General features: G+C 34.5%; 19 protein-coding genes. 7 read left to right on the top strand and 12 right to left on the bottom strand.

Annotated features, from left to right (window positions below; translation table 11 throughout):
* Positions 1–238 precede the first annotated feature (238 nt).
* Positions 239–694, bottom strand: coding sequence for an HTH domain-containing protein (locus tag B2R82_RS06825; RefSeq protein WP_286924142.1), 456 nt, complete (start codon positions 692–694; stop codon positions 239–241).
* 500 nt (positions 695–1,194) lie between these two features.
* Positions 1,195–1,752, bottom strand: a complete 558-nt coding sequence (locus B2R82_RS06830) for a cysteine hydrolase family protein (protein WP_286924144.1) — start codon at positions 1,750–1,752, stop codon at positions 1,195–1,197.
* A 508-nt stretch (positions 1,753–2,260) separates the two neighbouring features.
* Here B2R82_RS06830 and B2R82_RS06835 point away from each other — a divergent pair.
* Both B2R82_RS06835 and B2R82_RS06840 read left to right on the top strand, forming a co-directional pair.
* Positions 2,261–3,178 (top strand): class I SAM-dependent methyltransferase, encoded by a 918-nt coding sequence (locus tag B2R82_RS06835; RefSeq protein ID WP_286924146.1) that lies wholly within the window; start codon positions 2,261–2,263, stop codon positions 3,176–3,178.
* 394 nt (positions 3,179–3,572) lie between these two features.
* The gene (locus B2R82_RS06840; protein ID WP_286924147.1) at positions 3,573–4,772 is read left to right on the top strand and encodes a Ger(x)C family spore germination protein; all 1,200 of its coding nucleotides are present in this window, start codon (positions 3,573–3,575) and stop codon (positions 4,770–4,772) included.
* 105 nt (positions 4,773–4,877) lie between these two features.
* Here B2R82_RS06840 and B2R82_RS06845 read toward each other — a convergent pair whose 3' ends face one another.
* The 4 genes from B2R82_RS06845 to B2R82_RS06860 all read right to left on the bottom strand — a co-directional run bounded on the left by B2R82_RS06845 (position 4,878) and on the right by B2R82_RS06860 (position 7,916).
* Positions 4,878–5,588: an ABC transporter permease gene (locus B2R82_RS06845; RefSeq protein ID WP_286924148.1), complete on the bottom strand. Its 711-nt coding sequence runs from the start codon at positions 5,586–5,588 to the stop codon at positions 4,878–4,880.
* Positions 5,589–5,600: 12 nt separating this feature from the next.
* Positions 5,601–6,296 (bottom strand): ABC transporter ATP-binding protein, encoded by a 696-nt coding sequence (locus tag B2R82_RS06850; protein WP_286924149.1) that lies wholly within the window; start codon positions 6,294–6,296, stop codon positions 5,601–5,603.
* 63 nt (positions 6,297–6,359) lie between these two features.
* Positions 6,360–6,908 carry a PadR family transcriptional regulator gene (locus B2R82_RS06855; RefSeq protein WP_286924150.1) on the bottom strand — a complete coding sequence of 183 codons (549 nt, stop codon included), beginning with the start codon at positions 6,906–6,908 and terminating at the stop codon, positions 6,360–6,362.
* Positions 6,909–7,070: 162 nt separating this feature from the next.
* The gene (locus tag B2R82_RS06860; protein ID WP_286924151.1) at positions 7,071–7,916 is read right to left on the bottom strand and encodes an MBL fold metallo-hydrolase; all 846 of its coding nucleotides are present in this window, start codon (positions 7,914–7,916) and stop codon (positions 7,071–7,073) included.
* A gap of 563 nt (positions 7,917–8,479) precedes the next feature.
* Here B2R82_RS06860 and B2R82_RS06865 point away from each other — a divergent pair.
* On the top strand, positions 8,480–8,941 hold the full coding sequence (locus tag B2R82_RS06865) for a MarR family transcriptional regulator (protein ID WP_286924152.1): 462 nt from the start codon (positions 8,480–8,482) through the stop codon (positions 8,939–8,941).
* 21 nt (positions 8,942–8,962) lie between these two features.
* On the top strand, positions 8,963–10,141 hold the full coding sequence (locus B2R82_RS06870; protein ID WP_286924153.1) for an MFS transporter: 1,179 nt from the start codon (positions 8,963–8,965) through the stop codon (positions 10,139–10,141).
* Between the two features lie 750 nt (positions 10,142–10,891).
* On the opposite strand, the gene B2R82_RS06875 is transcribed toward B2R82_RS06870, so the two are convergent.
* Positions 10,892–11,650, bottom strand: coding sequence for a class I SAM-dependent methyltransferase (locus B2R82_RS06875; protein WP_286924154.1), 759 nt, complete (start codon positions 11,648–11,650; stop codon positions 10,892–10,894).
* 323 nt (positions 11,651–11,973) lie between these two features.
* On the opposite strand from B2R82_RS06875, the gene B2R82_RS06880 reads away from it, so the two are divergent.
* The 3 genes from B2R82_RS06880 to B2R82_RS06890 all read left to right on the top strand — a co-directional run bounded on the left by B2R82_RS06880 (position 11,974) and on the right by B2R82_RS06890 (position 14,065).
* Positions 11,974–12,840 carry an AraC family transcriptional regulator gene (locus tag B2R82_RS06880; RefSeq protein WP_286924155.1) on the top strand — a complete coding sequence of 289 codons (867 nt, stop codon included), beginning with the start codon at positions 11,974–11,976 and terminating at the stop codon, positions 12,838–12,840.
* A gap of 16 nt (positions 12,841–12,856) precedes the next feature.
* The gene (locus tag B2R82_RS06885) at positions 12,857–13,432 is read left to right on the top strand and encodes a GNAT family N-acetyltransferase (protein ID WP_286924156.1); all 576 of its coding nucleotides are present in this window, start codon (positions 12,857–12,859) and stop codon (positions 13,430–13,432) included.
* A gap of 189 nt (positions 13,433–13,621) precedes the next feature.
* Complete coding sequence (locus B2R82_RS06890; RefSeq protein ID WP_286924157.1) at positions 13,622–14,065, top strand: hypothetical protein; 444 nt, start codon at positions 13,622–13,624, stop codon at positions 14,063–14,065.
* Between the two features lie 164 nt (positions 14,066–14,229).
* Here the strand turns inward: B2R82_RS06890 and B2R82_RS06895 are convergent, their stop codons facing one another.
* From B2R82_RS06895 to B2R82_RS06915, 5 genes are all read right to left on the bottom strand, one after another.
* Positions 14,230–15,069 carry an alpha/beta hydrolase gene (locus B2R82_RS06895; protein WP_286924158.1) on the bottom strand — a complete coding sequence of 280 codons (840 nt, stop codon included), beginning with the start codon at positions 15,067–15,069 and terminating at the stop codon, positions 14,230–14,232.
* A 413-nt stretch (positions 15,070–15,482) separates the two neighbouring features.
* A complete protein-coding gene (locus B2R82_RS06900; protein WP_286924160.1) occupies positions 15,483–15,695 on the bottom strand; it encodes a DUF3955 domain-containing protein in 213 nt (70 codons plus the stop codon).
* Positions 15,696–16,083: 388 nt separating this feature from the next.
* On the bottom strand, positions 16,084–17,127 hold the full coding sequence (locus B2R82_RS06905) for a phosphotransferase family protein (protein WP_286924161.1): 1,044 nt from the start codon (positions 17,125–17,127) through the stop codon (positions 16,084–16,086).
* 12 nt (positions 17,128–17,139) lie between these two features.
* Positions 17,140–17,916 (bottom strand): SDR family oxidoreductase, encoded by a 777-nt coding sequence (locus tag B2R82_RS06910; protein ID WP_286924162.1) that lies wholly within the window; start codon positions 17,914–17,916, stop codon positions 17,140–17,142.
* Positions 17,913–19,148: an acyl-CoA dehydrogenase family protein gene (locus B2R82_RS06915; RefSeq protein ID WP_286924175.1), complete on the bottom strand. Its 1,236-nt coding sequence runs from the start codon at positions 19,146–19,148 to the stop codon at positions 17,913–17,915. Before B2R82_RS06915 ends, B2R82_RS06910 begins: the two co-directional genes overlap by 4 nt.
* Positions 19,149–19,179: the final 31 nt, after the last annotated feature.

Below are 19,179 nucleotides of genomic sequence, written 5' to 3' on the forward strand. Positions count from 1 at the left end.
CGTTATTTGAATACGGGCTTACGTTAATTACCTACCTTTTGATTATTTTATCATTTAAAGAAATGCGGTGATATCCCCAAGATTTTTTATGGTGATTGTAAAAGACCAGATGCACAATAATCTGTGATCACCTGGCCTTTTTATGCGTGTTCGTTTGTTAAACCTTGACAATAATAGAGTAACATATCATCCTAAACAAATTCTGAACAAATAAAATTATCGTTAAATGATACTAACATTAATTATTTTGATGATGTAAAACAAAGTGAAGCATGATGACATTCACACATATCTTCATTTCTACATATGTATCAATTATTTGTTTCTTATTGAAATCTAAAAGTTCTTTTTCTTTAACATTGATAATTTTTGATAAAGTCTTGGTAGTTAACCTATAATTTGATAACAAATCATTTAAAATTAAGGTTACCCTTTCTTTAGCATCAAAACCTTCAAATCCAAAATTTAACATAGTCAATTTGTTCTCAATATTTTCTTGTTGTTTATTCGTAATATTACCCTTACGATTTAATAAATCTTCCAACTCATTTATAGATAAATCGAATATTTTAGAAAGTTGTTGATGATTGAAGTTAAATTTTTCAGCTAGTTTTTGAATGTCTTCTATAAGATAATCGAATGGTGATGAGTTTGAAACAAAAGATACCTCTACACTATCTCTGAAATCCCCCAAAAATGAACACCTCCGTATCCTAATTAAATATTTGTTCGCTTACTGTACCAATATACACTAAAATCTCATTAAATATATAATTCATACAGTTAAATACCATTTAAAAAGCACATAGCATAGAACTTAGTTTACATGGATTTTAAAAAACTTACCTTTTCTGACTTCATACTAGAATCAAGGAAATTAAATGTGCTTTCAGGAAGTCATAAATCCAGGAAATAACCTTTTCTGAATTAGGTAGAGGGTTAATAAATGGAGAAATTTATTGACGATTGAACTCGTGATATATTTAAATTTATAATTTTTTTATTAGCGGGTGTATTAATTGTAGGAGTTCCCCTTATTTTAATTGCTAAATTTTTCGAGTTGTTTCATTAAATAGATTGTTATTTCATAATAAAACCCTCCACAACTATCGTGGAAGGCAAAAATCTCAAGCACTTATGGACATTTAACCCTCATCTAACTGAACACATAAAATGCAGTTGCTGTTGATTCACTTACCTATAAGAATCATGGGTAGGATGAAATAAATCTTCATCCGCTTTTCTAACAACTGAAAAATGATCCACATTGTAATGGCCATGGAGCGTATTATTATGATGTTTAATAATTTGTTCTGCGCTTAAAACATCATTATCTGTTGTTGAATGTCCATCCCCAACTAAGGTAACGTCCATTCCATTAACAGTTGCGGTTCTTACTGCACTATCAATACAATGTTGCGTGGAGCAGCCCATCACAACAATATGTTCTGTTCCTAGAGATTGGAGGTATTCTAGAAGTTTAGTACCATAGAAGCAATTGGTAGCCATTTTATCAAAGAGTTTTGCATAGCTAGGAACATTTATGCCATTATGGATTTCGAATCCTTCGCCAGTGCCTCCTGCTACGTCAAGATCCCTGATAAATACTATAGGAATATTTGCTTTTGATGCTTTGTCAATGACAAGATTAATATTATGGATTAGCTGATCCTTCTGAAAAACAGCCTTTTCTTCATGATTCCCATCTAATAGGGCTTGTTGGACATCAATAATTACTAATACCTGATTCATCGATTTTCCCCTTTCAAATTGAGGAAAACGCTTTAGTTATCAGTTAAACGTCTTCCCCTTTTATATTCACTAGCATTATTTTTAATTACCATAATATCTCCCCCTAATTTAGATTCTCAAGCAAGTAGAGTTTAACATAATATTCTACTAAAGGGAACTTGCGCTATATCAATTATACCTCGGCATAATTGCGTCCGGAATCGACTTTGTGCTTAGGCCTGCGTGATGCAGGTCAGTTAGCCGTTATCGCATGAATGCGATGATTTTAGGCTAACATCCTTTATTAACTCCTTTTCGATTCGCATTCATCTCAGACCTATAGAGGTGGGAGCTTCTGTATCTGGCGCTACGCTTTCGATACAAAAAACATGTGCTGAAAGAAGTTAAAAGGTATGAAATTCTTGACAAAAATTTTTTTTTATGCAATAATTTACTTTTATAGATTAAATTTATATAATAAGATTCTCCTGGCCAGGGGAATCTTATTTTTTTATAGGAGTGTTTTTAATTGAAGAAAAGTGAATCCAGTTTAACTTCATTAATCGCTGCATTTAGCAGAGCCTATCATAGTCAAAATGATGCTCCCAAAATTTTTGATGACTATTTTGCAAAAGATTTAATCACAAAGCATGAGTTTAATAATATCCAAGAAAATATGGTACAAGGCATACAATTCTTTAATAAAAATATAGCAGAAAAATTAAAGGGAGATTCAGAAGAGCTCCTAAAATGGATAGTCCAAGTACAACTCTCCCCTACTCCATTAGCTCGTGCCGCATATTGCGAAAAAGTTCTATTAAATGAAATTAGATTAGGTGTACTGCAATATGTAATTCTCGGTGCAGGTTTAGATACATTTAGCCTAAGACATCCAGAATTAGATAGCACTTTGGAAATCTTTGAAATAGATCATCCTGCAACCCAGGAATTCAAAAAAAATCGATTAGATTCCGCTAATTTTAAGCTACCTAATAACCTTCATTTTGTACCAATGGATTTTACAAAGGAATTTTCCTATCTGTGTCTAATGGAGAGTGGCTTTAACAACAAAAAAACTTTCGTTAGCCTCTTAGGTGTCTCGTATTATTTAACACAAGAGGAAATCTCAAACTTGCTCAATTATTTGTTTGCAAATTTGCCATCAGGAAGCTCAATTGTAATGGATTATGCAGATGAAAACTTATTTAAAGAAAAAGGAATTTCTGATCGAGTGAGCAATATGGTAAAAATGGCGGCTGCGAGTGGTGAACCTATGAAATCATGCTTTACTTATAGTGAAATGGAATTGCTCTTAGAAAAGTCAAATCATCTACTTATTTATGAGCATGTAACACCTAAAGCTATTCAAAATCTTTATTTCAACAAACGCGAGGATTATCTAACTGCCTTTGAAACGATACATTATATCCATGCAGTGAAAAAATAACGTTATAACAAATTGCAGAAAAGCATATTGGTTTTGAAAAATATTTTGTTAGAAGGTTTTAAGTAATTTCTAGTTAATTTTTATTTCTCAGGCAATTAACTATACAAAAATAGCGTTCTTCTCATATTACTAGTAATGTAAGCTGGTTTAGTCTTACACCTCCGAGCTTTGTTACTATGGGTCACTTATTATTATAAGTGACCCACTTTATTGAAATCTTCTCGAAAGTTAAATTCTTATTCCCCAAAATCCTATGACTACCCTCGATTTTATTACTATCATAATTATGCCTCCAAAATACAAGCCATTTTCTAGATCTGGATATTGATTATTTCTACATAATATTGCTTATCCTTATAAAGATATGAATTCATTATTGTGGTTTAAACTGGAGGTGCCTAACATAAAGTACTCACTATCCCTACTTCTATTCGTTTTTCTCATTCTTTTGTTAGGTGGTTGTTGGAGTAAACGAGAGTTAAATGAATTAGCAATTGTAGCTGCCGTAGGTGTTGATCGAGTAAATGAGCAATATGAAATCTCTGTACAGATTGTAAATCCTGGACAAATAGCATCAAAAAAGGCTACAAGTCAGTCTCCCGTCATCACTTATCATGCTATTGGAAAATCTTTATTTGAGGCTATAAGAAAGCTGACCACTTTAACACCAAGAAAGCCCTACTATTCACATGCGCAAATTATCATTATTGGAGAAGAATTGGCTGAGGAGGGCATGAATAATATATTGGATTTATTTCAAAGAGATCCTGAGGGTAGAAGTGAGTTCAATATTTTAATTGCCCGTGATACAACGGCCAAAGAGGTACTAAGTATTTTAACGCCCTTAGAAGATATCCCTGCTAAGAATATACTAAATGCCCTGAAAAGTTCAGAAAAGGCAATAGGGACAACAGACTCTGTTATTTTAGACGATTTAATCAATTCTTTAAGCGGTAAAGGAAACAGTGCCGTTTTATCCACGATTGAATTACATGGAGACAGCGCAATCGGAAATAATCAAACAAATGTTGAACGCATACAAAATCCTGCAATCCTAAAATTTGGTGATTTTGCTTTATTTAAGGACTACAAGCTAGTAGGCTTTTTAACAATGGCGGAAAGCAAAAGTTATAACTATATGAATAATCATATTAAGAGTACATTTGAAATTTTATCCTGCCCTGAAAAAGGTAAGCTCACTACTGAAGTAACAAATTCAGAAGCTAAAATAACAGGAAGAGTACAGCATGGTCATCCTAAAATTAATATAAAGCTTAAGGTAGAGCAAAATGTAGCAGATGTAAATTGTACGATTGATTTAACAAAACCACAAAACATTACGGCCTTAAATAAAGCAACAAGTGAGGCAATTAAGAAAGGATTAGAGCAAACACTCGACACGCTGCAAAAAACGTACAAAGTAGATGCCCTGCAATTTGCTGAAATCCTTTACCGTCAGGACTATAAGGGCTGGAATAAAATCAAAGATAATTGGGCAACGTTATTTCCTGAAATAGATGTCAAAGTACAGGTCACTGTAAATACACAAGGGATTGGCACTAGTTTAAATAAAGACTTACAAAAGTCTCACTAAAGGCATTTTTAAATAGTACTTTTGTAAAATATCCGCTTCGCTATTAATAAAAATTGGCGAAGCGGCAATCAAGAACGAAAGTGTAAAAGCACCCAAGATTGAAAATTATTGATCACTATATTTAAATGTTTTTATAGAAATTAATAATGAGAAGGCAAGACATAGTAATAAAAGCAATATTGACTCTCCCCAAACGGGATAATTATGATAAAATGCACCTTGAATTCCTCTCAAAAACCATTCGAATGGATTTATCCTACTAATAAATTGGACAATACTTGGCGCTTTTTCCATTGTAAGAAACGCATTACTACATAGTAACATTGGCAACATTATAATATTTGCTGTCATACTTAAATGTCCTTCATTTTTTACAAGACTAGATACAAAAAAGCTTAAAAATACAAAAGCTAATGAAGCAGTTAAAATAACGGGTATCAAATAAAAAAGTGAACTGAAGGTAATTGTAAGTTGATGAACCACTAAAGAAAATAAAAGAATGATATAGGATAGGATAATGGCAATTAATGCCCATGAGCTTGAGACGCTGACAATATATTTCCATAGGGGAAGCGGTGTTGCATGCAATAAATGAAACACCCCTCTTCTTCTTTGTGATAATGCGATAAATGAAGTCGTCATAAATGTGTAAAAGAACACACTTACTGCAATCATCCCCTGTGTATAATTGCCTGCTAGGTTTGGTAAAAAAATTTTTAAAGCAATGATAGCAGTACATGGCATAAATATAGACCAAAACAGTAAATACATATCTTTTAGGCTGGACTTAAGATTCAAAAAGAAAATTGTTTTCATTTTTCTCGCTCCTTACTTCGTTAATTCAAAAAAAAGTTCTTCTAAATGATGTGTTTGGTATTTTTCCATTAAATAACTAGGAGAACCATTTGCAATGATGTTCCCCTGATGCATCATTAAAATCCTGTCAGCTACATTCGTGACCTCCAACATATCATGAGACGAAAATAACACTGTAACACCTTGTTCTTTTAGCCCTCTAATGATTTGTTGAATCTCCTTTTGCCCTCTAGGGTCTAAACCTGCAGAGGGTTCATCTAAAATGACTAGCTTTGGATTGTGCAGAGTTGTCACGATAATTGCTAGCCTTTTCTGCTGCCCTAATGATAGTTTAATAGCCGACACTTTTTTAACTTGCAATAAATCAAAGGCGGCCAGTTTTTCATCCATTTCATTACTGGAAACTGAAATTCCGTAGAATGCGGCAAATAATTTGATATTATCCTCCACTGTGTAACCCTCGAAAAAAGGTGTTGATTGGAGCTGGGTCCCTATTTCCTTTTTAAAATCAGATTTCCAATATTCTATTGTCCCACTATCTTGCGGCACAATACCGAGAAGCATGCTAATTGTAGTTGTTTTTCCGGCACCATTTGAGCCTATGAGTGCAACTATTTCACCTTCTTCAATATCAAAATTTATATGATTGACAACACATCTTGTTTTATAGCATTTTGTTATTTGATTTGCAGAAATTAACTTTGTCATAAATTCTCTCCTTAATTAACATTGTATATTCAACTTTGAATATATGTATAAATTTTAACTCCCTCATGCGAGAGAGTTTTCTTTTTTCATAATATCAATAGCCTGTGTGACAAATTTTAATTGAACATTTACAACTTCTAACATATGATCAAACGCCAGTTGAGTTAAAGCTGGTAGATTCCCTTGCATTGCAAGCCGTTTTGCCTCATATCCAGCTTGAATTGCCTTTTCTTCCTTTTCCAAGATCTTTTTCTGCTTTTCTAAGGCCTCTATCGCTCTTGTTTTAGGAAGCTTGAATGCAAATGATATACCTGAATATAAAGTTGTTGGATACACTACAGAAGAATTTTCAAGTGCCTCAATAATCAATTCTTGCTCATATTCTTTTCCCTTGTCAGTAATTTGGTAGATTGCCTTTTGCCTATGACCTGTAGATTCAATACTAGCTACCTCTATATAACCATCTTTTTCAAGCTTTTTTAAAGCATTATAGATAGAGCCAATTAGCACTCCGCCCCAACGCTCTGCATCATTCATTTCCAGCATTGTTTTAATATCATAGCCAGTCATAGGTTTTAGCCCTAGCATTGCAAGTACTAATAATTTTGTCATAATAATCACCTTTTTATACTCAACGTTGAATAAATTGAATATAACGATTTTTTATTTTTATGTCAATAGGCTTTTATTAAAAGATGCTACTGAAAAAGCAAGAGTACAGACACCACCCCCAATTTAGGACTCTTTATTTCATAAAGATCTAAACTACCACCATTAATTTAGAAACCTGCTATGGTTCGGTAAAGCGATTTGTTCAAATTCGGTAGCCAGTCTATGCAAATTTTTTGTAAGCTCTTCGCCCTTCATGGGTAACCCATGTCCTGTCACTGCAACGGAGGGCTTTAATGCCTCTAATTTTTTGATGGATTCCCAGGCAGCTTGCCAATCCGTCGTAAAATAGCGTGGAGGACCACTTATTTCTTTTTTCTGTAATAAAACCTTATAGAGTGATTCCTGCTTTACCGTAACAAAGGCATCCCCAGCAATCAATGCTCGATCGTCCTCACGGAACAAGGAGATATGTCCAGGTGTATGTCCTGGCGTGTGAATCCAGCGGAATCCATGCATAAATGGTACGCTGCCATCCAATGGTAGTTGCTCAACATGCTCTCCTAAATTAATGGCTTCATTTGGAAAAATGGATGATATTTTCGCAATTAAGCCACCATTCACATTAGGATCTGGTTCAGGGTAATTTTCTTTCCCTGTTAGAAAAGGTAATTCTAAAGCATGCGCATAGACTGGCATACCCCAATGATCGATTAAATCTATGATTGCACCAACATGATCAAAGTGACCATGAGTTAAAATTAATGCCTTCGGTTGACAATTTGCACCGAATCTCTTTTCTGCAACAGAAATAATCTCTTGAGCACTTTTTGGCATACCCGCATCAATTAGAACAAATTCCTGCTTATAAGGATTCCCATAAAGTATAATATTGACAATTTGAACCGTTTGTTGGTAAATATCGGATAGAACTTCAATACCGTCTCCACTCCAAATTGAAGTTGCTGGTATATATTTAAAATCCCCACCATAATTCATATCCTTCTGCATATTAAACCTACTTTCTTCATGAATTGCATACCCTTATTTTCCCTTCAGACAACAAAAATATTGCAAGTAAAAATTGGATAAAATAAAAAATCTGCAAGACCTTAGCGGCTATTTCCACTAAAAATCGAGCAGATTTCTGAAAAGTTTTTAACTATTAATTATTACTTACGAATAGCTTTAAAAGTAACCTATCCACTTTCGAATATACTGAGCTGAATAAGAATTAAGAAAAAGAGTGGATTGCCAATTTAAAACTTAATAACTGAGTGTTACTCTAAAGGTCAAAATGAATATTTTCGCTATTGAAACTACTATCAAAAAACAACTATAGTTATATTCCATTAATTCCTAAAAATGAATTCATGTTGATTATTTTCCTTTTACACTACCAACCAATTATCTAACAATGATTCGAATGATTAACTGGTTAACTATTAAATTAGCTTCACTACCAAATATCATTAAAAAATCATTATAGGTTGACATAAAAAAATTTGAAATATACAATCAAAATTATTAACCGGTTAACAATAATCGAATCACAATAAGGATAGGTGTAACAAATGGATAAAAAAATTGATGCTATTGAAGCTTTGCAACGATTAATTACAGAAAGAGAATCAGCTGACAGAAGAAGAAAACGAATGAATGTAAGTCAGGAAGAAGCAATTGTTTTCGATTGGACACTGACACAATTACACATCGTTGCAGTAATCAAAGAGAAAGGAAAGGCGAATAATATTATGCTTTCTGAAATTTTAAATGTATCTAAACCAGCGATTACAAAAGCAGTAAAGAAGTTATTGGAACATAATATTCTTGAAAAAATACAACAAGAAGATAATAAAAAAGAAGTATATTATTTACTAACAAAATCAGGAGAGATGCTTGCACTTATCCACAATCGATTACATGAGCAGGCAAAAAATCGTTATTTAAGTATCTTTAACAATTTTAATACAACGGAGTTAGAGACAATTATTCGGTTTTTAAACGCTATTACTGAAAACATTAAGTCACATTAAAGCTGTAAAAGGAGAAAGTGTATGTCTCGACTATCTCAAGCGAAAATACTAGCATTGTATTTGTTAAGTATAAGCAGTTTCTTCGCTTCTTTAAATCAAAATATTTATACACCAGTCATTCCACTAATTCGAGATTCTTTTAGCGTATCTATTAATTTGGTGAATTTCACTGTGAGTAGCTTTATTTTTACCATTGCGGTGGTTCAAATCTTTTTAGGAACGGTGATAGATACTAAGAATCAAAAACGGTTGTTAATCTTTAGTTTCATTTTAATTAGTATCTCGACCATTGTTTGCGCATTTACAACCAACTTTTTGCTCTTTATGATTTTTAGGATTGTTCAAGCGATTGGTGCTGGTATTATCCCCTTAGTTACGATAAATATGATTTCACACTTATTTGAAGGGGAAGCAAGAGGGAGCGCAATCGGTACATATCAAATACTGCTTACCCTTGCACCAGCAGTTTCACCAATATTAGGAGGAATATTAGGCGAACATTATGGCTACCAAGGAATTTTTCTATTTCTTTTTCTTATTGCTACCGTATTACTTATGTTTATTATGTATGTTTTTCCTAACAACGAAAAAAATGACCTTCAAGAAAATTCCAGTAACTTTACCCAAACCTATCGAGCTATTTTTTTGAATCGTGTTGGTTCTATTACGATGATTGTAGGCTTTTTTGTCTTTTTTATACACTTTGCCATTCTGGTCTTTTTACCGATATTACTCAACGATCATTATCATATATCATTACAAAACATTGGATTATTATACTTACCTTTAACTGTTAGTATGATTTTTGGGAGTGTTATCTTTAAAAAAATACAGAAGAAAGTTGCATTGAAGAAGCTGTTTATCACTGTTTTATTTTTCATTCCCTTGTTAATTATTGCCTTTGGTTTTCTGCATACCAAGTCAATTATAGGATTAAGTATCATATTGTTTATGTATGGCTTAACAATTGGGTTTGCACCTCCACTATTTTCAACTATTATAAGTAATGAATATAGCGAACATAGGGGAGCTGCCTTAGGACTGTTTAATTTTATCCGTTACTCAGGTATGGCAATTGGTGGGATGTTTACTGGCTTAAGTGTTGTTCTGCCAAGTACTCTCGTCTTTATTTTTTGTGGAGTTTTGCTTTTTCTTATTTCTCTCTACCAGTATCCTAGTATAAAGAATAGATCTATGTAACAAAAAATTTATATCCTTGTTAATAGTTAACAATAAAAAGTAGAACGTTTCAGACTTGCTCCCTCTTTCCAAATGAGCTCGTACCTCGATCACATAACAAAAAAGCCAAGGATTAAGGTTAATTGAGTACTTTGTCTTAGGTGTGTTGTTGAGGATTGATACATCTCACCCCTTTTTGCAGAAGTACTGGGGGTACCGTCAGGAAAATGCTGATTTACAACGCTAAGCCCTTTTTCCTGACAGTAGCCCTTTATGTTGTTTCAATTTATTTCATTCAATATTCTTATAACCAGGGATATCTTGTTGATATCTTGCAAAAAAATAATATCAGTAAGGTCATTATTATAATCCTTGTTAATGTAAACCACTTCTTTAGATTCAAATTCAGGGCAGTTGTACAAGTCAATCATCGCATGCTTTATTTCCACTATAGTTTAGACCACACTGGCTTTAGGTATGTACTCCTTGTAAATCCAACTACCTTCTAACGTTACTTGCCATTCTGCGTAAGCTGTTCCACTTATGACTACAGAGGCGAACATCCCCTTTTACTAAAAACTGCACCTGCTGTCAATACTTTTTATCAATTGAATCTCCTCTTTCTTTTTTGCTTAAAAATCCAAACAGCCACCTCCCACCTACCTTTATCATAAAAATATTGCAAGTTAAAAACTAGATAAAATAAAAAATCTGCAAGACCTTAGCAGCTATTTCCACTAAAAATCGAGCAGATTTCTTTTTTGTTAATTATTACTTACGAATCGCTTCAAAGGTAACCAATCCACTTTCTATAGAAGGCTTCTTATTATGGATATACTCAGCTGAACAAGTTATGTTAGAAAAACCTATATTTTTCAGTATTTGCTGAAATTCTTCAATTCCATACCATCGCAATGGGAATCTCTGCAGTTCTGTATCTACTAATTTCCCACTCTTCCATTTCTCGTATTTTAAAACAGTAAGAGTGGTTTGATTGATCCAATCCATCTCTATAGATTTACTTTCTAACGCTATTCCCTCGGTGTCTGATAGCTGATAATAGGAGGTAGAAATTTCTCCTGTACGCCAATGTAATGGCAGTAGCAAGTCCACTATTAGACGACCACCGGGAACCAAATGATGATATATACATGTTAATGCATCAATTGCTTCCTTTGATTGCTCAATTAAACAAAATGACCCAGTTGGCATGACCACAGCTTCATATTTGGAAGGCAATGAAAAATTGTTTAAATTACCTTCATAAAGCCTTGCAGGTAATCCTCTTTCTGCACATCGTTTTCGACAAGAGGCTAGCATCTCTGGTGAGTAATCAATACCCTCCGCATCAAAACCCTTCTCTAATAAAGGAATAAGGAAACGACCGGAACCTACCCCTGCTTCTAAAATCTTACCATTCGTTCCTGTTAAACGATGAAGATAATACTCAATATCCCCACTTATGGAATGGCCTACTGGTTTCGTAAAATCATAAAGCTCTGTACTTATTGGACCATAATAACTATACATGTTAATTCCTCCGATTTTATGCGGAAGAATCTAATAAATTTTAGTTCTTCCACACCTCAAATTTGTTTGATAGAAAAATAGAGCTGACTGTCATCATAAATCCCTCGCTTTCAGTAAATATAACAAAATTATACATTTAAATTCGACTGTAATCAACATTAGATTTTAGAATATTTAATTAATGAGAGCTACATTGTCTTGATTTTACTTCCCTTATATTTCTATCAACCATTCGCTCCCATTTTCATTTACAATATTAGCACAAATTATCAAAAGGTAATGTTCGATTGCCGTTATCATTATTGACAGGAAGGGGCTATGATATGGATTATTTTGAAAGAATACAAAACGCTATTGAATATATTGAGGAGCATCTACAAGATGAATTAGTCATTACTGATATATCAGCAAAGGCTTATTTCTCTGCATTCCATTTTCAAAGACTTTTTCAAGCCATTACTGGTTTTTCAGTACAGCAATATAGTAGAAATAGGAGGTTATCTGAGGCAGCCATACTATTAGAAACTACCTCCAACAACATTTTAGACATTGCAATTGCCTTTCAATATAGCTCACAGGAGGCTTTTACGCGTGCTTTTGTCAATTATATTGGTGTGACACCCGCAAAATATCGAAAAGAAAAAAATGTCGTTCCCCTTCAAAGTAAACTGAATTTTTTGGATTATAAAATGAAGGGAGATTTCATCATGAATAAACCAGAAATGATTTATTTACAGAAAAAGCTTATTATTGGATATGAATACCAAACAACCTTACTAGATGAAAAATATTTTATAGATATTCCTAAATTTTACACTGATTTTGGAAAAAATCATTATTATGAGCGAATTCCTCATAAGCTTACTCCCAATCTCGCTTATGGACTATCCACTAACTTTCATGACGATGGACAATTTTCCTTTATTATTGGTGAAGAAGTAACGTGCAATACGGAATCAGTGGACAATGGCTTTGTCAAATTTGATATCCCTGAGGGTAAATATGCGGTATTTTCCATGAAAGGAACTTCAGAGGCAATTCAAAATATACGACGCTATATTTATGGTGTTTGGCTACCAAATTCTAATTATGAAAGAAATGAAGGCCCTGATTTTGAAATAACAGATGTAGTCAATTCAGCTTATCCAAACGATATGAAAATGGAAATTTACATTCCAATTAAAGCGTAACAAAGGAGAGAACATTATGAATTTAACAAAGGTATTTGAGGAATTTCCAATATTACGTTCATCAAAGCTAGAGCTAAAAAAAATTGAGGATCGCCATTTACAGGAGCTATTTAACATTTATGATAATGAAAAAGTATTTGAGTTTTGCGGAATTATTCCAAAGCACAATCTTCAAACTGTTAGTAAAATGATTGGCCATTTTGATAGAGACTATCAGAAGAAAAGCAGAGTAAAATGGGGTATTTTTCAAAAATCTCAGAATGATACATTGGTTGGCATTATTGAAGCAATGGATTTTAATCAGAAAGTGGATATGGTAACAATCGGCTACTATTTAGCTGAGGCGTATTGGGGTAAAGGCATTGCCACTGAAGCTGTACATACGATTGTAAAATATTTATTTGAGGAGGTTGCCATTAATCGGATACAAGCTGAAGTGATGCCACTGAATGAACCGTCAAAAAAGGTACTCCTAAAAAATGGCTTCCTCAAAGAAGGACTAATAAGACAGGCTTCACTTTGGTCTGGTAAAGGTATAGTAGATTTGGAAATATACAGTTATCTTAAAGAGGACTATGGTGCCAGCAAATAAATTTCTTACAGACTAGAGCACTTGATGGTTCTAGTCTTTTTTATTAAATAGCTATTTTTAGTTTTCCCCCATTTTCAAAAAGTAAAATCCTAAATGGACTTTGTACCAGTTCTACGTTGCCTTCATATCATAGACTAATTATAGAACTGGTAACAGCAAATATTCCAACAATAAGGGAGAACATAAGGTATGGAAGATAAGCGTTATCTTGATCGTATCAATTGGAATTTTGACAACTATCATAAATTTGATAAATGTTACTGTCAATCCAAAACATATTATTGTAATCATGACAAAGGCTCTACAGAAGATAATGAATTTGATGAAGCCGATACTTATAACATAAAATATTATAATTCTAAGGATGTTAAGCAAAAACAGAGAAATGACAACCTGAATAATCATCATGGTCAAGAAATAAATAATTGCAAGAACTGTCCTTGTCATCTTTTACAATGTCTTGATCCTGGAACATTGGTAGACGTTTTTCTTGCAAAAGGTGGTAATTTTTTAAATGTTTACTTCTTGTATTTCGATAAACCAACTAGCTGTGCGTACTTCCTTCAAATAGGAGCAGCAGCTATGCCTATTATAATAGATTGTGAAAGAATTGAGGCTATTCGTAAAATTTAAGGTGGACTAAGTAGGCTCTTCCAAATGAGCTTTATGCCAAAGTGATGTTGGTCTCCAAGGCGTTTTCAAGGAGGGAAAAATCGGTTTAATCTAATGAAAGTATTCTATAAAAAAATGACCAGTTATTCTCATTCTTTAGAGAATAACTGGTTTTTAGTAATCCATTATTTATTATTAATCCAACTGATTAACTCTCTATCAAAAGTTTCAGGTTCTTCATACATTGGATTATGACCACTCTTTTCAAAAATAACCTTTTTGACATTTTTGTCTAGTCCATCTAATGAATCCCAAAGCGAAACAGGCGCAACTAAGTAATCATATCTACCTAACCCTACAAGAACAGGTTTTTCAACATCAGCCAATAAGTGAATCAAATTGCGTTCGGCAAATGCTACTCCCCAAAGATAATCAATGATTTGCATATTTGTATAGACGCCTTCCCACATATCTGTAGCATCAAATGTGTAATCATAGAAACTATGTGCTCCCATTCGAAGACACATATGCACAAAGCGTCTTTCAGGGTCTTTGCGAATATCATTTTCTAAAAAAGCAATATCATGCTCAAATTGTCTTTTTCGCTCAGGACCTGCTGTCTCGTTAAAATAAGAAAAGCTTTGCTGCTGCCTTTCTTGACTATTTGTTGGTGCAGAATTCAATAGGATAACTTTGTCAATATATTGAGGATATTTTTTAGCATAGGCCAAGGCCATAAATGCATGTCCAGAATGACCTAAAATAATGAAATTCTCTAGCTTGAGAAATTTTCTCGCAGTTTCAATATCTTCTACAATTTTATCTAATGTATAATCCTCTTGTTTTAGTTCTCGAGGTGATTTCACAAATCCTCGGTGATCTAAAAAATAAAATTGAAAATGTTTATAGAGATTTTCAGAGAATAAGCGAGGGTAATAAACACTACTGCCAATTACCACTATTTTCTTCCCTTGTCCCTTTACACTATATGTTAAATCGAAGCCTTCACAATTGATGTTATTCATACTAATAGTCCTCTTTTCTAATTGTTTTAGAAGAGCTATTATGAAACTCTTCCTTCTATCACTCCCTTTCGATTTTACATTCCCGTGTCTTTTCCATTGAACGTTCAAGCATTCATGCTCACCTCAAGCATTTTTTATATCTATTATACCATTTAATCATGACAAGCTATAAATGATTTTCCAGATGCCGAGCATTTAAAGATTTTCTATGCTATGACGCTCTATAACTTAAAGGATCATTCAAAATCAATGGAAATATTATTAAATACTCTCTTAACCACTTCGAATCATGAAGGTGTAAAAGCATACAGCAAAGCCATTAAGTTTTATAGTGATAAACTTGATCAAATATTTAAGTAACCAATAATGCATAAAAGATCAGGTCACAATATGTAAACCTGATCTTCTTCTAATTAGTTCGCAATCTTTGTCTTTCTTGATAAAGTAGCTACAAATAAAAATGAAATTATACCACTCAGGAAAAACAAATAACTTAATGGTATTAAAAAGAAATTTCTTTCCACAATTGTTCCATCTGCCATTAATTCATCTCCAATTAATCCCTTTGTAACTAAACATAAAATCCCTAAACAAATTGGCAAAGTAGCAAATATATATTTTTTCATCCTTTATCCTCCGTTGAGCTTTTGCTCCTCTATCAAATAGTAAACCAAAATTGAAATCTGTTTTTAACACTTGCTATTGGTATAGTAACTGCACTTACATTCTAAGTCAATATTTTTTTATCGAAAAACAATAAATAAATATTGTATTGCCCCTTTCGTTTAATCCATAAATTCGCATGATAAAATAAGAACATGCATTCCCCCTCTTTTAACTATTTTTACGTGAATTGATTTTTTATATTTAATTTGTATGGCGCGAGTGTAAATATATAATTTAATAATTATAATGTCGGATAATCTGTAATATTAATAAAAATTACGGCTGCTAATTAAAGCAACCGTCGGTGTAATAAAACTCACTTTTCTCTGATTAAAGTTACAATTATTTCTATATTGCCTTAGAAGCTTGTTGAATTAGTGCGGCTACCATTTTATCCATCTGTGCAAATCGATCATCCTTTGTTTGACCATTTGCATAGCGATAGTAAATTTGCTGACAAATTACAGCTAATTTAAAGTAGGCAAATGTAATGTAATAATCTATAGCAGAGACATCACGTCCACTTTTCTCTGCATAACGCTGTATAAATTCCTGACGTGTATAAAAACCTGGCAAAATCGTTACTGGTGGTTCTCCTAATGCGTATAATAGCATTTTAGGATCATCTGCATGCATCCAGTAGCTCATTGCCACGCCTAAATCAGCTAATGGGTCCCCTACTGTCGTCATTTCCCAATCAAAAAGTCCAATCATTTCAGAAAAGTCATTGGAAAACATAGCATTATTCAGCTTGTAATCATAATGAATAATCGTTGCCTCACTGTTAGTAGGAATATGCTTCTTTAACCATGTTGTCAACGCTTCAACCTCAGCATACTGTGCTGTTTTTGCTTTGTCATAGCGTTCGATCCAGCCCTGTACCTGCCGCTCCATAAATCCGTCTGGCTTGACCATTTCCTTAAGCTTTGTCTCCTGATATGGGATTGCATGAAGTGCTACCAGTGAATCAACCATCTTTTCAGATATCTGGCGTGCTAGTTGCTCGTTATGCTCAATGCCTTTAGGAAAATGTGTGTCTAGCACGATGCCCTTCTTCCGTTCCATTAAGAAAAAATCACTGCCAATAATTTCTCGGTCTTCAACGTAAACAAACGGCTCCGGAACAGCAGCTAAAAATGGATGCAAGGCAGATAAAATCGTAAATTCACGTTTCATGTCATGTGCTTTTTTGGCGACTGGTCCATGTGGAGGTCGACGAAGAACGACTTCAAAATCACCTACTTTTAGGCAATAGGTCAAATTTGAATGGCCTGCACTAAATTGTGAAATTTCCAGAATGCCTTCTGGTAAATCTGGAAATTGCCTTTTTAAAAATGACTGTAATTTCACTTCATCAAGACGTTCACTTGCCCTTACTTGTATCGTATCCATCCAAACCCTCCTTTAAATAATTGAGCTCATGCCACCATCTACAACAATAACATCTCCTGTTACATAATCTGAGGCAGCTGCCGCTAAAAATAACGCAACACCTTTTAAATCATTCTCAGAGCCTAAACGCTTTAATGGTGTGGCACTCATTAAATACTCTTGTCCACGTTCAATTAAAACATTTGACATTTTTGTTGGGAAGAATCCTGGTGCAATCGCATTCACATTGACGCCATATGACCCCCATTTTACGGCTAAATCCTTTGTTAAGGTAATAACGGCTCCCTTACTCGCGTTATAGCCAATAGTATCCATAAAATCTGGTAATGTACCGCCTAACCCTGCAATTGAGGCGATATTAATAATTTTGCCACTTTTTTGTGCCAGCATTTTTTTGCCAACTGCTTGACTCATTAAAAATGTACCGTTTACGTTAACATCAAATACTTTTTGCCAAGCCTCATATGGCATTTCAACAGCAGGAGTTCCCCAAGACGCTCCACTATTATTTACTAAAATATCAATATTGCCGAATGTATCGATAGTTTTTGATACCACGTTTGCTACATCGTCTGATTTTGTTACATCGCAGGCAAGAGCCAAGGTTTGTACACCTAATTTCGCTAGCTCTGCCGCTACCTCTTCACATGCCTCTACCTTTCGTGAGCACAGCACTACATTGGCACCAGCCTCTGCAAAACCTTGTGCAATTTGAGCACCTAATCCACGTCCTCCGCCTGTTACGATGGCTGTCTTTCCCTTTAGACTGAATAAGTCCAGTACCGTCATTTCACCAGCTCCTCTAATTTTTTAGCATGTTTTTTCAGCTCCAACTTAGCAACGGTATTGCGATGCACCTCATCTGGTCCATCCGCTAAACGCAATGTACGAGAATTGGCCCACTGTGCAGCAAGTGTTGTATCAGGTCCAACTCCGGCAGCACCAAATGCCTGAATAGCTCGATCAATAACTCTTAAAGCCATATTTGGTGCAACCACCTTAATCATGGCAATTTCTGCTTTTGCTTCTTTATTACCCACTGTGTCCATCATATATGCTGCCTTTAGTGTTAACAATCTCGCCTGCTCGATATCGATACGGGACTCGGCAATCCGCTCACGTATCACACCTTGATCTGCAAGTGGTCGATGAAAGGCCCGTCGCTCTTGCACACGTATACACATTTCCTCTAATGCTCGTTCAGCAGCCCCAATAAGACGCATACAATGATGGATTCGACCGGGACCTAATCTTCCTTGTGCAATGGCAAAACCCTTTCCTTCCCCCCATAATATATTGTCCACAGGTACGCGAACATTCGTGAACGTCACCTCCCCATGTCCTTCTGGTGCATGGTCATAGCCAAAAGCCGTTAGCATGCGCTCTATTTTTACTCCAGGTGTGTCCATAGGAACGAGAATCATTGATTGTTGCTCATGGATAGGTGCTTCAGTGTCTTTATGTTTCCCCATAAAGATCGCGACTTTACAACGCGGATCTCCAGCACCTGTTGTCCACCACTTATGCCCGTTTAAGATGTAAAAATCCCCATCACGTTCAATGCTTGCCTCAATATTAGTCGCATCGCTTGACGCAACTGCTGGTTCTGTCATGGCAAAGCAGGAACGTATTTCTCCACGTAATAACGGTTCTAGCCACTGTTTTTTCTGCTGTTCTGAGCCATAGCGCACAAGCACCTCCATATTGCCTGTATCAGGTGCATTACAGTTAAAAACCTCTGGTGCAAGTAAAGAGCGTCCCATAATTTCACATAAAGGCGCATACTCTAAATTTGTTAAGCCTGCCCCATATTCACTATCTGGCAAAAATAAATTCCATAAGCCTGCATCCTTTGCTTTTTGCTTTAGCTCTTCCATTATTGGTGGAATTGCGCCCCAACGATCCTCCATTGCATCAACCTGTGCTGCATACACTGCCTCATTTGGATAAATGTACTGCTCCATAAAATTAGTCAGCCGTGCCTGTAAATCTACTACCTTTTCACTATAAGAAAAATTCATAGAAAAGCCCCCCTTTGTTTGAACATCACAA

It is taken from the genome of Lysinibacillus sp. UBA6686, assembly GCF_002455205.1.
GTDB lineage: Bacteria > Bacillota > Bacilli > Bacillales_A > Planococcaceae > Lysinibacillus > Lysinibacillus pakistanensis.